Source organism: Pseudomonas sp. R11-23-07 (assembly GCF_003852295.1).
Lineage (GTDB): Bacteria > Pseudomonadota > Gammaproteobacteria > Pseudomonadales > Pseudomonadaceae > Aquipseudomonas.
The window spans coordinates 4,178,776-4,192,906 of record NZ_CP027761.1; the positions used below are offsets into that span (position 1 = coordinate 4,178,776).

Below are 14,131 nucleotides of genomic sequence, written 5' to 3' on the forward strand. Positions count from 1 at the left end.
TATCGGGGGCAAGCCCCCTCCCACATTTTGACTGCGTACTGCTTATTTGGCCTGGTAGATGATTCCCGGGCTGCACTGCACCATCTGGTAGTGATCCGGCAATCCGTTCAAGGCTTCCGAAGCGCCGAGGAACAGATACCCGCCACGCTTGAGCGTGCCATGGATGCGCAACAGGATGTCTTTCTTCACTTCGGCCGAGAAATAAATCAGCACGTTGCGGCAGAACACCATGTCGAACTTGCCCAGGCTGGCGTAGCTGTCGAGCAGGTTGAACGAGCGGAACTCCACGCGATTCTTGATCGGCGCCTTGATCGCCCAGCGCCCTGCCCCTTTCGGATCAAAGTAGCGCTGCAGACGCTCCGGGGACAAACCCCGGCCCAGGGCCAGGCTATCGTATTCACCCGTCTTGCAGTTGGTGAGCATGGTGCCGGACAAGTCGGTCGCGACGATTTGCGCGCCGGCCTTCAACTGGCCCATGTTGGTCCGTTCGAACTCGTCGATGGACATTGAGATCGAATACGGTTCCTGTCCGGAAGAGCACGCCGCCGACCAGATACGCAGGCGCTGGCCCGGGCTGGCCTTGATGGCCGCCGGCAGCACTTTGTTCTTGAGCACCTCAAACGGGTAGGTATCGCGAAACCACAGGGTTTCGTTAGTGGTCATGGCATCGACCACCATCTCCTTGAGCCCGCTGCGCGGCTGCCCCTGGATCCGCTGGACCAACTCACCCAGGGACTTGATGCCCTGCTGTTCCATCAGTTTGTTGAGACGGCTGGATACCAGGTATTGCTTGTTTTCACCGAGCAATATGCCACAGGCTTTTTCCAGGAAGACCCGGAACTGTTCGAAATCCAAATTACCCGTAGACAATGATACCGCCTCTTAAATCGTGTGACCGCCAGGGGAAATCCCCTAGCCGTGATCTGCTGCCTTGATCCGGTCGACTACCCGGGATGCGAGGTCATCAGGCCGGAATTTAGCCAGGAAGTCATCTGCGCCGACCTTCTTGACCATTGCCTGATTGAATACCCCCGACAACGAAGTATGCAGGATGATATGTAATTTTTGCATGCGTGGATCGTTGCGTATTTCAGCTGTAAGGGTATAGCCGTCCATTTCCGGCATTTCAATGTCGGAGATCATCATCAGAAATTCTTCTTCCGGCTTCTTGCCCTCATCGACCAACTTGCGCAGGTAATCCAAGGCTTGGCGCCCGTCATTGAGGGCCACCACATCGACGCCGATGGTTTGCAGGCAACGCGTGACCTGCTTGCGGGCGACAGAGGAGTCGTCCACGGTCAACACGCGCAGGGACACCGCCTTGTGCGCTGTCTCGGCATCCACCACACCGACCGAGATGGTCTCCGACGTGGGCGCCACTTCGGCGAGAATTTTCTCTACGTCGATGATTTCCACCAACTGGTTATCAACCCGCGTCACGGCCGTCAGGTAATGATCGCGCCCGGTGCCCTTGGGCGGCGGATGGATCTCTTCCCAGTTCATATTGACGATACGTTCCACCGAGCGCACCAGGAACCCCTGGGTCTTGGTGTTGTATTCGGTAATGATGACGAACGGGCTCTGACGGTCCTGCAAACCAGCGGAGCCGGTAGCCATTGCCAAATCAAGAATCGGAATGGTTGCGCCACGGATATTGGCTACGCCGCATACCACCGGACTGGATTTAGGCATGATCGTCAGCTTGGGACACTGCAACACTTCCCGCACTTTGAACACGTTAATGCCGTACAGCTGCTTGCCGTCCAGGCGAAATAGCAACAACTCCAGGCGATTCTGCCCTACCAGCTGTGTGCGCTGGTTTACTGAATCCATTACTCCTGCCATGCCCAGACTCCTAAATCCCAGAGGTACGATGCGTACCCAACACTAAACGGCACGAGCTTTGCAATTTGCTTGGCTATGGATATTAAAATGACAGTTTCCCGACGTCCAAGCCGCCCAAAGTACCGCAGACTGCTCTGCGCCGCGATGGCGCTGCTTGTCTGGGGCGTGGGCGTTACGGCTCGTGCCGACAACGTCACCCTGCCTGATCTACTTATCGGCGTCACCCAGGGCTTTCTTGAATTCACTGTAGAAGATTATTTGGCAACCACCCAGACACCGGGGCGCTATGAAATCCAGGTCAACCCATTGGACCCGCGTCTGCGCCTGCCAATGTGTGACAAGGAATTGACAGCCACCCTGGAAAGCCCCGCCCAGCCCATCGGTCGGGTAACCGTTAAAGTCCGCTGTGAGAGCGCCTCCCCCTGGACGGTGTTTGTGCCGGCCCAGGTCAAATTGTTCCGCGACGTGGTCGTGGTGGCGCGCCCTTTGAAGCGCACCGGCATTATTGGCTATGACGATGTTGTGCTGCGTGAGCGGGATATCAGCCTGATCAACCAGGGTTACCTGACATCCCTGGACCAAGCTATCGGGCAGCGACTCACCCGACCAATGGTCACCGATCAGGTGATCACGCTGGTGCATCTGGAGCAGGCGGAAGTGATTCGCAAGGGTGACCAAGTGGTGATTTCCGCCAGCAGCGGCGGGTTGAACGTAAGAATGCCGGGGGAAGCGCTGTCCAATGGCGGTATGAGCGAACAGATCCGGGTCAAGAACCTCAACTCCAACCGTGTGATCAAGGCACGGGTGACGGCCCCCGGCCAAGTCGAGGTGGCGCTATAGATGACTGGAATCAATTGCCCGCTTTTCCTACACTGTGGGTTGGATGCCGCGCCGTACAGGTTTATTGTCACTAAAGCCTAAAGTTTGTTTGGGTATGGCCGAAAACATGGCAAGCGTCCACTACCCAGAGGTTTTTTTATCATGGTCATTGATTTCAATCGTTTGAACAGCACTCAGCCCTTACCAGGCAACACGCGCACCAACGGTACCAAGGACAGCGTAGAAGCCAAGTCCCAGCCCTTGCCCGCCAAGGCAGAGCAAGCAAGCGCGAGCCAGAGTGGGGAATCGGTACACCTGAGCAATGAGGCTCAACAGTTGCAGAAGGTCACTGACTCGCTGCGCGATCAACCGATTGTCAATAAAGCCCGTGTGGCCGAGTTGAAACAGGCAATCGCCGATGGCACTTATACGGTCGACAGCAACCGTGTAGCCAGCAAGCTGCTTAACTTCGAAGCCGAGCGCTAGGCAAAGGCCTGCGCTGGGCTTCTGGACGCTTAAAACCCAAGGCCAGCCATGCACCACGACGAACATTTGCTTCAACTGATCATTGATGATCTGGCGCCGACGCAGCAATTGCTCGAGCTGCTCAAAGAGGAATCCCTGGCCCTGTATGGCCGGGATATGCCTTTGCTCGAAGAAATACTTGCGCGCAAACAGTCGCTGATTGTGCTGCTCGAACAGCACGGCAAGAAGCGCAGCGAAATCCTCACCAGCCTGGGTCTGCCCGCCGATCACGACGGCCTGGCACAACTGGCAAGTCATTCTTCGGTCGGCGATCAATTGCTGGCGCAAAGCAAAGAACTCAATCAGTTGCTCGCCCAGTGCCAGGAAGCCAATCAGCTCAATGGCCAGTCGATCCAGCTTCAGCAAGCCACCACCGCCAACCAGTTACGCATCCTTCACGGCGGCGAGCCACCGGCCCTGTATAACGCCCAAGGTTCCACTTCACGCCTGGTCAAGCCAAGCACCCGCAGCCAAGCCTGACGCCGGTTTACAGCGCGAGCTATCCAAGGTGCGCTACATACTGGCAAAATGCCGGTTCTTGCGTGTAGTCGTATTTTGCCTGGAGATGGAACAACTGTGTTCAACGCCCTTAATGCGGAAGATGCACCGCAGCCACCGAAGGTCCTCACCACGCCTCTGGAAATCGCCAGCACTTTGCGAATGCTCCAGGAAAGCCATGATCCATTGATCATCACTTTCCACGAGCGCAGCCAACGCTTCCAAAGCTATCTGGTGGATATCGATCGGGATAAGAAGACGCTGGCACTGGACGAAATGATCCCGCGCGATGGTGAACGTTACCTGGAAAATGGCGAGCCCTTCCGCATCGAGGGTTTCCATGATGGCGTGCGGGTCGCCTGGGAAAGTAACGGCACGCTGAGCATCAGCGAAAAAGACGGCCACCGCATTTACACTGGTGGCATGCCCGGCGAGGTGGTCTACCATCAACGTCGTAACGCGTTCCGCGCTGCATTGAAGCTGGCGCAATTGGTGAACATCGAACTGGGCGGCGAGAAGCTCAAGGCACCGTTCAATGGCAAGCTGCTGGATATCTCGGCCACAGGATGCAAATTGCGCTTTGAAGGCGACATTTCCGACCGCTTGCAGCTGGGCCAAGTCTATGACCGCTTTGTCGCCGCGCTGCCGTTCGGCAACATGACCACCGCTGTCGAGCTGCGTTACCTGCATTTCGAAGACAAGATCAATACCACCTTCGCGGGTGTGCGCTTCCATAATATGAGCGGCCTGGTGCAGCGCCAGGTGGAGCGTTTTGTGTATCAACTGCAGCGCGAAGCTCGACGCTTCGACAAGGATGACGATTTTTAAGCCTTGGACGCAGCTGTAAAAAAACGGGCAGATCCTGATGGGATCTGCCCGTTTTTTCGTTCAGGGGCGTGCCCTGCTCAAATCATGGGGATGATCGTCCGGGTCCGTTGGCTCCGGTGGCGTCTGCGCAGCCGGCTCGTCCACCGTGGGTTCGGGCTCTGGCTCAGGAACAGTGGCCTGCATCTGCTCCTGTACCACCTGCTCATCTACCCGTGGGTCAAGGGCGGCCACCAACGGCGAACTGGACATGCTGTCAGGCATCGCCACGTGATGCAGCGGCGCATCGTCTACCTGGTGCAGGTTAGTCACCGCCTTCGGCCGAATACGCCATACCAGGATCAACGCACACAAACTGAAGAAGGCGTACAGCATCTGGCTGCCGAACAGCTTCATCAGCACGCCCGCCAGAAGCGGCCCGATACTGGCCCCAATGCCGTAAGTCACCAGCAACATAGCGGTCAGCGACACCCTGCGATCACCTTCCACATGGTCGTTGGAAAACGCCACTGCCAACGGGTAAAGACAAAACTGCACGAGTGAACATAGGAAGCCCGCCACGAACAGCATTTCCAGAGGGACCTGGGTCATGATCGCCAGAGGCAAAGCCGCCACTGCCAAACACAAGGCAAAGCAGCGAATCAGCAGTGCGCGGTCATAGCGGTCCGACAACCAGCCCAGCGGCCACTGCACGAGCAGTCCCGCAAAAATACAGGAGCCCATGAACAAACCGACCTGTTCGGTCGTCAACCCCTGCTGGGAGGCATAGAGCGGTGCCAAGCCGTAGAACGAGCCGACGATCAGCCCTGCCCCCAGCACTGTGCTGAGCGACTGGGGCACACGCTTGATAAAGAAACGCGGCTCCATCGGCGCCGGGTGCAATGGTGCCGGGTGAATGCGGCGGGTCATGGCCACCGGCACCAGGCACAGGGCGAAGCACAGCGCCACCAGCATCAGCAGCTCAAGACCCAGGTGGGGATGCATGACCAGGATCAGCTGGCCCAGCACCAGACCGAGGTAGGAGGCGATCATGTAGCCGCTGAACACTACGCCGCGCTGCTTGGCATCGGCCTGCTCGTTGAGCCAGCTTTCGATGACCATGTACTGGCACATCATTCCCAGGCCCACAATCACCCGCAGCACGATCCACGCCGGTAGCCAATCGATCAAGCCATGACCCAGCACAGCCGCACCGACGATACCGGCGCAGGTAGCGTAAGCGCGTATATGGCCAACACGCGCAATCAAACGGTGTCCGATCTTGCCGCCCAGCACCAGGCCAAAGTAGTTGGCCGCCATCAGCGCACCGACCCACAGGCTATCGACGTTATCCGCCGCCAAACGCAAGGCCAGATAAGTACTGAGCAGGCCGGAGCCGATCAGCATCATCAGGGAAGCGAAATAGAGGGCTCGAAAAGATTTCCAGATTTGGCGCATCGGCGTTCCGAGCGGCTCCTTGCAGTGAGGGGACAGGGCTATCGGCATGATAGTCCGCAGTGGTCGGGTCCGGACAGGCGGCATGAGCCGTTTCCGGGATTATTTTGCTTAACCGTTCAGACGCTGTATGCGTGTCTGCGAGGTACATGAAGTGGAGATAAATATACAACGCACCATCTGTGAACCTTGATCATAGCCAAGGTTCGACTGGTCTTTGGGTATCTGCCATAAAAGGCCAGAATAGAGCGCTCTATAGGATATAGAGCCTTACCGGTACGTTCGCATTGGCGTCGGCGATCTCGCGAGCAGGCTGGCGTTTGCAAGAGGTGTGAGGGTTTCGACCGCCCAAAACAAAACCCCACCTGCTTTCGCAAATGGGGTTTCGGAATTTAATCTTGACGATGACCTACTCTCACATGGGGAAACCCCACACTACCATCGGCGATGCATCGTTTCACTACTGAGTTCGGGATGGGATCAGGTGGTTCCAATGCTCTATGGTCGTCAAGAAATTCGGGTACTGAGTCGTGACCATGTGGCCTCGCTTCAGCAAATTGGGTATGGGATAGAAGTCGGTGTTTTGTGAGCATCGAACTTTCGGTTCATTGCGTCTTCACACACCGCAATCTGGCCTCTTTCGTCTTTCAACTAGGAGCAACAAATTGCTTGGGTGTTATATGGTCAAGCCTCACGGGCAATTAGTATTGGTTAGCTCAACGCCTCACAGCGCTTACACACCCAACCTATCAACGTCGTAGTCTTCGACGGCCCTTCAGGGGACTCAAGGTCCCAGTGAGATCTCATCTTGAGGCTAGTTTCCCGCTTAGATGCTTTCAGCGGTTATCTATTCCGAACATAGCTACCCGGCAATGCCACTGGCGTGACAACCGGAACACCAGAGGTTCGTCCACTCCGGTCCTCTCGTACTAGGAGCAGCCCCTCTCAAATCTCAAACGTCCACGGCAGATAGGGACCGAACTGTCTCACGACGTTCTAAACCCAGCTCGCGTACCACTTTAAATGGCGAACAGCCATACCCTTGGGACCGGCTTCAGCCCCAGGATGTGATGAGCCGACATCGAGGTGCCAAACACCGCCGTCGATATGAACTCTTGGGCGGTATCAGCCTGTTATCCCCGGAGTACCTTTTATCCGTTGAGCGATGGCCCTTCCATACAGAACCACCGGATCACTAAGACCTACTTTCGTACCTGCTCGACGTGTCTGTCTCGCAGTCAAGCGCGCTTTTGCCTTTATACTCTACGACCGATTTCCGACCGGTCTGAGCGCACCTTCGTACTCCTCCGTTACTCTTTAGGAGGAGACCGCCCCAGTCAAACTACCCACCATACACTGTCCTCGATCCGGATAACGGACCTGAGTTAGAACCTCAAAGTTGCCAGGGTGGTATTTCAAGGTTGGCTCCACGCGAACTGGCGTCCACGCTTCAAAGCCTCCCACCTATCCTACACAAGCAAATTCAAAGTCCAGTGCAAAGCTATAGTAAAGGTTCACGGGGTCTTTCCGTCTAGCCGCGGATACACTGCATCTTCACAGCGATTTCAATTTCACTGAGTCTCGGGTGGAGACAGCGCCGCCATCGTTACGCCATTCGTGCAGGTCGGAACTTACCCGACAAGGAATTTCGCTACCTTAGGACCGTTATAGTTACGGCCGCCGTTTACCGGGGCTTCGATCAAGAGCTTCGCGTTAGCTAACCCCATCAATTAACCTTCCGGCACCGGGCAGGCGTCACACCCTATACGTCCACTTTCGTGTTTGCAGAGTGCTGTGTTTTTAATAAACAGTCGCAGCGGCCTGGTATCTTCGACCGGCATGAGCTTACGGAGCAAGTCCTTCACCCTCACCGGCGCACCTTCTCCCGAAGTTACGGTGCCATTTTGCCTAGTTCCTTCACCCGAGTTCTCTCAAGCGCCTTGGTATTCTCTACCCAACCACCTGTGTCGGTTTGGGGTACGGTTCCTGGTTACCTGAAGCTTAGAAGCTTTTCTTGGAAGCATGGCATCAACCACTTCGTCGTCTAAAAGACAACTCGTCATCAGCTCTCGGCCTTAAGATCCCGGATTTACCTAAGATCTCAGCCTACCACCTTAAACTTGGACAACCAACGCCAAGCTGGCCTAGCCTTCTCCGTCCCTCCATCGCAATAACCAGAAGTACAGGAATATTAACCTGTTTTCCATCGACTACGCTTTTCAGCCTCGCCTTAGGGACCGACTAACCCTGCGTCGATTAACGTTGCGCAGGAAACCTTGGTCTTTCGGCGTGGGTGTTTTTCACACCCATTGTCGTTACTCATGTCAGCATTCGCACTTCTGATACCTCCAGCAAGCTTCTCAACTCACCTTCACAGGCTTACAGAACGCTCCTCTACCGCATCACTTGCGTGATACCCGTAGCTTCGGTGTATGGTTTGAGCCCCGTTACATCTTCCGCGCAGGCCGACTCGACTAGTGAGCTATTACGCTTTCTTTAAAGGGTGGCTGCTTCTAAGCCAACCTCCTAGCTGTCTAAGCCTTCCCACATCGTTTCCCACTTAACCATAACTTTGGGACCTTAGCTGACGGTCTGGGTTGTTTCCCTTTTCACGACGGACGTTAGCACCCGCCGTGTGTCTCCCATGCTCGGCACTTGTAGGTATTCGGAGTTTGCATCGGTTTGGTAAGTCGGGATGACCCCCTAGCCGAAACAGTGCTCTACCCCCTACAGTGATACATGAGGCGCTACCTAAATAGCTTTCGAGGAGAACCAGCTATCTCCGAGCTTGATTAGCCTTTCACTCCGATCCACAGGTCATCCGCTAACTTTTCAACGGTAGTCGGTTCGGTCCTCCAGTTAGTGTTACCCAACCTTCAACCTGCCCATGGATAGATCGCCCGGTTTCGGGTCTATTCCCAGCGACTAAACGCCCTATTAAGACTCGCTTTCGCTACGCCTCCCCTATTCGGTTAAGCTCGCCACTGAAAATAAGTCGCTGACCCATTATACAAAAGGTACGCAGTCACCTAACAAAGTAGGCTCCCACTGCTTGTACGCATACGGTTTCAGGATCTATTTCACTCCCCTCTCCGGGGTTCTTTTCGCCTTTCCCTCACGGTACTAGTTCACTATCGGTCAGTCAGTAGTATTTAGCCTTGGAGGATGGTCCCCCCATATTCAGACAAAGTTTCTCGTGCTCCGTCCTACTCGATTTCATGACTAAGAGATTTTCGCGTACAGGGCTATCACCCACTATGGCCGCACTTTCCAGAGCGTTCCGCTAATCTCAAAGCCACTTAAGGGCTAGTCCCCGTTCGCTCGCCACTACTAAGGGAATCTCGGTTGATTTCTTTTCCTCAGGGTACTTAGATGTTTCAGTTCCCCTGGTTCGCTCCATACACCTATGTATTCAGTGTAAGGTAACCATCTTATGATGGCTGGGTTCCCCCATTCAGACATCTCCGGATCAAAGTCTGTTTGCCGACTCCCCGAAGCTTTTCGCAGGCTACCACGTCTTTCATCGCCTCTGACTGCCAAGGCATCCACCGTATGCGCTTCTTCACTTGACCATATAACCCCAAGCAATCTGGTTATACTGTGAAGACAACATTCGCCGAAAATTCGATCATACTCAATTAAGAGCGACTCACAAATTTTACCTTAGCCTGAGCCGTTACCAGTGAAAGTAACGGTCAGTCTATCTTTCTATCACATACCCAAATTTTTAAAGAACGATCTAATCAAAGACTAGAAATCAATATTCACAGCGGAATACTCATTTCTAAACTCTAACAGCAGAAACAGTTAATGGTGGAGCCAAACGGGATCGAACCGTTGACCTCCTGCGTGCAAGGCAGGCGCTCTCCCAGCTGAGCTATGGCCCCATAACAAAATTGGTGGGTCTGGGCAGATTCGAACTGCCGACCTCACCCTTATCAGGGGTGCGCTCTAACCAACTGAGCTACAGACCCAATTTCGAGCGCAACTGATTAGCTAAGAGCTATCAGCTTGGAGCTTAAAGCTGCTTCTATCGTCTTCTTCAATGAATCAAGCAATTCGTGTGGGAGCTCATGGAGCAGATGATGTCGTCGATTAAGGAGGTGATCCAGCCGCAGGTTCCCCTACGGCTACCTTGTTACGACTTCACCCCAGTCATGAATCACACCGTGGTAACCGTCCTCCCGAAGGTTAGACTAGCTACTTCTGGTGCAACCCACTCCCATGGTGTGACGGGCGGTGTGTACAAGGCCCGGGAACGTATTCACCGCGACATTCTGATTCGCGATTACTAGCGATTCCGACTTCACGCAGTCGAGTTGCAGACTGCGATCCGGACTACGATCGGTTTTCTGGGATTAGCTCCACCTCGCGGCTTGGCAACCCTCTGTACCGACCATTGTAGCACGTGTGTAGCCCAGGCCGTAAGGGCCATGATGACTTGACGTCATCCCCACCTTCCTCCGGTTTGTCACCGGCAGTCTCCTTAGAGTGCCCACCATAACGTGCTGGTAACTAAGGACAAGGGTTGCGCTCGTTACGGGACTTAACCCAACATCTCACGACACGAGCTGACGACAGCCATGCAGCACCTGTCTCAATGTTCCCGAAGGCACCAATCCATCTCTGGAAAGTTCATTGGATGTCAAGGCCTGGTAAGGTTCTTCGCGTTGCTTCGAATTAAACCACATGCTCCACCGCTTGTGCGGGCCCCCGTCAATTCATTTGAGTTTTAACCTTGCGGCCGTACTCCCCAGGCGGTCAACTTAATGCGTTAGCTGCGCCACTAAGAGCTCAAGGCTCCCAACGGCTAGTTGACATCGTTTACGGCGTGGACTACCAGGGTATCTAATCCTGTTTGCTCCCCACGCTTTCGCACCTCAGTGTCAGTGTTGGTCCAGGTGGTCGCCTTCGCCACTGGTGTTCCTTCCTATATCTACGCATTTCACCGCTACACAGGAAATTCCACCACCCTCTACCACACTCTAGTCAGTCAGTTTTGAATGCAGTTCCCAGGTTGAGCCCGGGGATTTCACATCCAACTTAACAAACCACCTACGCGCGCTTTACGCCCAGTAATTCCGATTAACGCTTGCACCCTCTGTATTACCGCGGCTGCTGGCACAGAGTTAGCCGGTGCTTATTCTGTCGGTAACGTCAAAACAATCACGTATTAGGTAACTGCCCTTCCTCCCAACTTAAAGTGCTTTACAATCCGAAGACCTTCTTCACACACGCGGCATGGCTGGATCAGGCTTTCGCCCATTGTCCAATATTCCCCACTGCTGCCTCCCGTAGGAGTCTGGACCGTGTCTCAGTTCCAGTGTGACTGATCATCCTCTCAGACCAGTTACGGATCGTCGCCTTGGTGAGCCATTACCTCACCAACTAGCTAATCCGACCTAGGCTCATCTGATAGCGCAAGGCCCGAAGGTCCCCTGCTTTCTCCCGTAGGACGTATGCGGTATTAGCGTCCGTTTCCGAACGTTATCCCCCACTACCAGGCAGATTCCTAGGCATTACTCACCCGTCCGCCGCTCTCAAGAGAAGCAAGCTTCTCTCTACCGCTCGACTTGCATGTGTTAGGCCTGCCGCCAGCGTTCAATCTGAGCCATGATCAAACTCTTCAGTTCAAACATCTTTGGGTTTTTAAGAAACCCTAAACTTGGCTCAGCAATCGTTGGTTACATCTTTGATTTCTCGCGGAGTAACTTGTGATGCTGATAATCTTATTGACTATCAGTCTGACTCCACAAGCACCCACACGAATTGCTTGATTCAGTTGTTAAAGAGCGGTTGGTTAAGAGCTATTCGTCTCAACCGAGGCGCGCATTCTACAGCAGCCTCACTTGCTGTCAAGCAGTTATTTTCAGAAGTTTTCGAAGAATTCTTCAACAACTTCAACCACTTGCGCTTGCGATCTCTCGTAAGCGGGAGGCGAATTCTACAGCTTTAAGCAGGAGCGTCAAGCAGTTAAATCGAAAACCTGAGAATTCTTTTCCATTCCACCGCCCCTCTATATAGAGGAAACAAAAGGACGACCCAGGATCATCGCGATTCGATTGCCCACCGACCAGCAACTGAATACCGCCGCACTTCTCACGGCTACAGTCAGGAAGCTAAGGAAGCGATTGATTTGATATTGACGAACGCAACAAGACAACAACTGAGGGATGGTGTCCCAGGGCCGGTTCGAACGGCCAACCTTCCCCTTAGGAGGGTTAATTTAGACCCAGCAGATACAGCCACAAGCCCAGTATTACTGGGCCTTTTAGTCCCATTGAGTCCGTGAACATCGAGCGGTATAGTGCGTTTTGCTGCCACCCTGCTGTCACGGACGAACCCTTGAAATCCAAAATCACTCAGAAGCTAATTGGCAGCCTAGCCGCCGAGGCGAAAGCATACCGCGTGCATGACACCGTGCAACCCGGTTTTTTCATTCGCGTACTGCCCAGCGGTCACAAGTCCTACATGGTCACTTGGGGCCGAAACAAGAACGCTACCCTTGGGCGTGTCGGCGTGATTACTCTTGACCAAGCCCGAACCGAGGCCGCTCAGTACCTAGCCGATGCGCACGCCCACGGCGAGCCCCTAGCCATCGCCCAGGGCCGCAAGGGGTCAGCCCTGCCCTCGCTGCGCGATTTTATCGACGACACGTATATGCCGTGGTTCAAGGCTCATCACAAAGGCCATGAGAAGACTCAGCACACCCTCAGCAATAACTTCGACCCAATTCTGCCCCAGCGCCTGGACGCGATCACCGGGCGAGACCTGGAGCAGATCCGCACTGGATGGATGCATGCCGGCAACAAGCCCTCCACGGTCAACCGCAAAATGGGCTCTATCAGCGGAGTATTCAGCCGGGCGGTCGAGTGGGATTACCTCGACGAGCATCCTCTGGCCAAGCTGAAACAGCTCAAAGTCGACTCAAAGGGGGTAATTCGCTACCTGGCTGCCGACGAGACCAAGCGCCTACGCGAGGCCTTGGACGCTCGACAGGATGAAATGAGGGTCGAGCGTGAGAGTGCGAACACTTGGCGGACCGACCGCCACAAAGAGCCGATGCCAAGCCTGCTGCAACTGCCCTTCACCGATCACCTGAAGCCAATGGTATTGGTATCGTTGAATACCGGCATGAGGCGCGGAGAGCTGTTCGACCTGAAATGGTCAGCGGTGAACTTCGACACGAAGACAATCACAGTCGCCGGGGCCACAACCAAGACAAGCGATACGCGCCACATACCAATGAACAAGGAGACTATTGGTGTACTGCAAGCCTGGAAGAAGCAGGTAAGCAAGTCGCCGTATGTGTTCCCAGGTCAGGGCGGCGGTCGCTTTGAGGACGTCAAAAGCGCCTGGCTCAAGTTGCTTGAGCGGGCGCAGATCGACGGATTCCGCTGGCACGATATGCGGCACGACTTCGCTTCACGCCTGGTAATGGCCGGCGTACCGCTCAACACGGTACGGGATCTGCTAGGGCACGCCGATATCAAGATGACACTCCGGTATGCCCACTTGGCTCCGGGTACAAAAGCCGCTGCGGTTGAACTCATTTAGCTAGAGATTGAGCTCGCATATTTTTGTAATCGGCATAGCCCGGCTGAAGCGGCTTGTTGTTTGCCAGAAACCTCACATATTCCTCAACAATTGGCCACTCCTTCTCTACCAATGCAAGGTCCACCCGAGGCTGCATTCTCGGTGTGAACCCAAACTTCTCTGTCGAACCGTTCAAATCCCCGAAAACATCGAACTCCCCATCGAAATATTTATCGTCATTGATAACCATAGCGACCATCGATAACTCCTCCCCGGCGAAATCGGGCCCAAGCGTTCCGGCGCGCAGCTTGTAGAGAGTTTCATTCTCCGACCAGATCGAAGTGAACGCGACCATAAAACTGATTGTTCCCAAATCCTTACGCGGAGCGTTAAACGGGTTAGTAATGGTCCTGTCATTCATCCCATTCTCAAGGCATGACTCCAGGATCTTCACGATTTTCTCGTTGCGTGATGCCGCCAGCAATTCAAGCGCAGCTTTAAGGTAGGGGTCGACCCTAGCCGATAAAACAACCTTCTTCGAACGATTTGCCATTTACACGCCTCTAGATGTCTACAAATGTTTTGCTTGCAGATCATGTTACTTACAAATAGGATGTTTACGTCCGGACCAGTATCGTACAGTCCGCCC

Annotated in this window: 9 protein-coding genes, 2 tRNA genes and 3 rRNA genes; 5 read left to right on the forward strand and 9 right to left on the reverse strand. The window is 54.4% G+C overall.

The window, feature by feature from the left end; translation table 11 throughout:
• Positions 1-42: 42 nt before the first annotated feature.
• Both cheR and C4J84_RS19105 read right to left on the reverse strand, forming a co-directional pair.
• On the reverse strand, positions 43-870 hold the full coding sequence (gene cheR / locus C4J84_RS19100) for a protein-glutamate O-methyltransferase CheR (RefSeq protein ID WP_124364034.1): 828 nt from the start codon (positions 868-870) through the stop codon (positions 43-45).
• 42 nt (positions 871-912) lie between these two features.
• Complete coding sequence (locus C4J84_RS19105) at positions 913-1,845, reverse strand: chemotaxis protein CheV (protein WP_124368046.1); 933 nt, start codon at positions 1,843-1,845, stop codon at positions 913-915.
• Between the two features lie 75 nt (positions 1,846-1,920).
• Here C4J84_RS19105 and flgA point away from each other — a divergent pair, with 75 nt between their 5' ends.
• The 4 genes from flgA to C4J84_RS19125 all read left to right on the forward strand — a co-directional run bounded on the left by flgA (position 1,921) and on the right by C4J84_RS19125 (position 4,515).
• The gene (gene flgA / locus C4J84_RS19110; RefSeq protein WP_124368047.1) at positions 1,921-2,685 is read left to right on the forward strand and encodes a flagellar basal body P-ring formation chaperone FlgA; all 765 of its coding nucleotides are present in this window, start codon (positions 1,921-1,923) and stop codon (positions 2,683-2,685) included.
• Positions 2,686-2,826: 141 nt separating this feature from the next.
• A complete protein-coding gene (gene flgM / locus C4J84_RS19115; RefSeq protein ID WP_124368048.1) occupies positions 2,827-3,150 on the forward strand; it encodes a flagellar biosynthesis anti-sigma factor FlgM in 324 nt (107 codons plus the stop codon).
• Positions 3,151-3,198: 48 nt separating this feature from the next.
• On the forward strand, positions 3,199-3,669 hold the full coding sequence (locus tag C4J84_RS19120; RefSeq protein WP_124435950.1) for a flagella synthesis protein FlgN: 471 nt from the start codon (positions 3,199-3,201) through the stop codon (positions 3,667-3,669).
• A gap of 96 nt (positions 3,670-3,765) precedes the next feature.
• The gene (locus C4J84_RS19125; protein ID WP_124435951.1) at positions 3,766-4,515 is read left to right on the forward strand and encodes a flagellar brake protein; all 750 of its coding nucleotides are present in this window, start codon (positions 3,766-3,768) and stop codon (positions 4,513-4,515) included.
• A 60-nt stretch (positions 4,516-4,575) separates the two neighbouring features.
• Here C4J84_RS19125 and C4J84_RS19130 read toward each other — a convergent pair whose 3' ends face one another.
• The 6 genes from C4J84_RS19130 to C4J84_RS19155 form a co-directional block, all read right to left on the reverse strand.
• Complete coding sequence (locus C4J84_RS19130) at positions 4,576-5,949, reverse strand: MFS transporter (protein WP_124368051.1); 1,374 nt, start codon at positions 5,947-5,949, stop codon at positions 4,576-4,578.
• Positions 5,950-6,342: 393 nt separating this feature from the next.
• Positions 6,343-6,458, reverse strand: a 5S ribosomal RNA gene (rrf, locus tag C4J84_RS19135).
• A 168-nt stretch (positions 6,459-6,626) separates the two neighbouring features.
• Positions 6,627-9,518, reverse strand: a 23S ribosomal RNA gene (locus C4J84_RS19140).
• Positions 9,519-9,757: 239 nt separating this feature from the next.
• Positions 9,758-9,833 (reverse strand) — tRNA-Ala (locus C4J84_RS19145).
• A gap of 10 nt (positions 9,834-9,843) precedes the next feature.
• A tRNA-Ile gene (locus C4J84_RS19150) sits at positions 9,844-9,920 on the reverse strand.
• A gap of 122 nt (positions 9,921-10,042) precedes the next feature.
• Positions 10,043-11,579: ribosomal RNA gene (locus C4J84_RS19155) — 16S ribosomal RNA — on the reverse strand.
• The 16S, 23S and 5S rRNA genes sit together here with 2 tRNA genes alongside, the layout of an rRNA operon.
• A gap of 712 nt (positions 11,580-12,291) precedes the next feature.
• Between C4J84_RS19155 and C4J84_RS19165 the strand changes: the two genes are divergently transcribed.
• Positions 12,292-13,503, forward strand: a complete 1,212-nt coding sequence (locus tag C4J84_RS19165; RefSeq protein WP_164487818.1) for a site-specific integrase — start codon at positions 12,292-12,294, stop codon at positions 13,501-13,503.
• Here the strand turns inward: C4J84_RS19165 and C4J84_RS19170 are convergent.
• Positions 13,496-14,035: a hypothetical protein gene (locus tag C4J84_RS19170; RefSeq protein WP_124371589.1), complete on the reverse strand. Its 540-nt coding sequence runs from the start codon at positions 14,033-14,035 to the stop codon at positions 13,496-13,498. The genes C4J84_RS19165 and C4J84_RS19170 overlap by 8 nt on opposite strands.
• Positions 14,036-14,131 lie beyond the last annotated feature (96 nt).